This is a genomic window from Streptomyces malachitofuscus (genome assembly GCF_055571035.1).
In genome coordinates this window covers 1-1,615 of sequence record NZ_JBVIGA010000072.1, presented here as the reverse complement: position 1 = coordinate 1,615, position 1,615 = coordinate 1, and the positions used below count along the sequence as shown (strand labels likewise).

General features: G+C 65.5%; 1 pseudogene. It reads right to left on the bottom strand.

Going from position 1 to position 1,615, the window contains the following annotated elements:
- Positions 1 to 149: 149 nt before the first annotated feature.
- Positions 150 to 1,020: pseudogene (locus tag ACZ44S_RS39085) on the bottom strand (IS701 family transposase).
- Positions 1,021 to 1,615: the final 595 nt, after the last annotated feature.

The following is a 1,615-nucleotide window of genomic DNA, read 5'->3' as shown; positions in this document are numbered from 1 at the left end:
AGACCCGAAACCCTTCGTCTGGACGAAGACCGCGGACGACATCCTCGAACGCCTCGCCGGATATCTGAACCGAATTCCTGACTCAGGACACTAGTACTCCAGTGCGGTTTTGTGATCTATGCGGTGAAGGGGGCGGAGATCCGTCGTCGCTAATGGCTCCGGCGGGCTTGGGCCTGGTGGAGCCTGCGCCAGGTCGACCAGACCAGCAGCTTGTTCAGGGTGGTGAGTGGGTTCAGCAGTCCCCCGAGCAGGTGGCGGATCTCAGGAACGGTCAGGTCGATCGGTTCGCTGCTCCGAGCGGGGCGGTTCGGCTCAGCCGGTCTGGTCGGCATTGCGTCGGCAGCCAGGACGGTGACGAGGCCAGCGCGAGCATCGCCAGGGTGATGTGCCGGTGCCATGCGGTCCAGTGGCGGACCTGGTAGTGATCCAATCCGATCTGGCCCTTCGCCGCCTGGAAGCACTCTTCGATGCACCACCTGGTGCCGGCGACCCGGACCAGCTCTGACAGCAGCACTCGCTGTGTGGGGTGCAACAGAGGTAGAAGGCGAGTTCGCCGCTGGTGGGGTTGCGGCGGATCAATAGGTGGCGGTGACCGTCGGCGCCGATCTCAATCCAGGCAGTCGTAGTAGCGGGGTCCGGCTCCGGCACTTTGCCGGTGCCAGGCCGAGTCGGGCAGATGGTCGGCGGCGGCGTCCGCTCGGATTGCGGTGCGGTCCTGGTTGATTTGCACCCGGGTGCTGCAAGCGACGGCGAGGACGTAGCCGATCCGCCGGGCTTCCAGCCGGGCCCGCAGGCCCAGGTCCTGGCCGTAGGCCTCGTCGCCGGTCGCCCATGACGTGGTGATCCCGGCGTCCAGCGCGCAGTTCGTAACAGGCGCTGCATCGGCCCAGGGCGGGCGTGGCCGGCCTGTTCGGCCAGCCGCCAGCAGTTCCGCTCGACACCGAAGAGCAGCCCGAACAGGTAGGCGTAGGCCGTCGCCCGCGGCTCAATGCGGCGGAACCGGCCGGCGATCCTCGACATGACCTGGTCGAACATCGCCCGCCAACGGGCTGCATCTATGCTGTGGCCCGCGGCCACCGCACGATCTTCAGGAGTCCACACAAACCCTTGATCATCTCGCGGTGGCGCGCTCAACTGCCGTATTACTCACCGTCGTCACCTTGCACTCGAGCCCCCAAGAGTCTGGCGAGCTCGCACATCTTGACGATCAACACGTCGCTCGGATGCTTGGCGCTGACAAGGCCCTGGTCCCAGTGCAGCGCCTCGATCCCGGTCCTCCCGGTCCGACCGCGTCGTCATCAAAGCCGAGGAAAAGGCATCAGCAGGCCAACCGTCGGGGATAGGCTGCATGACCAGATCGGGATCGGCAGCAACAGCGGACTCCCACTCCTGCCGACTGATATCAGACCCCTCCTCGTCCCACCCGTCGTCACGCCGCGTCATGTGCAGTTCATACCCCATGCGCAGCAGCGTACGAGGAGCACCGACAGAGCCGCCGATAACGAAACCACACTGGAGTACTAGTACTCCAGCAGCGTTTCGCTATCTGGCCTGGTCAGAGGCGTCGTCGGGAGTGTAGTTGGCTGCTGGCACGTCAGGGGCGGTCTTGCCGGAC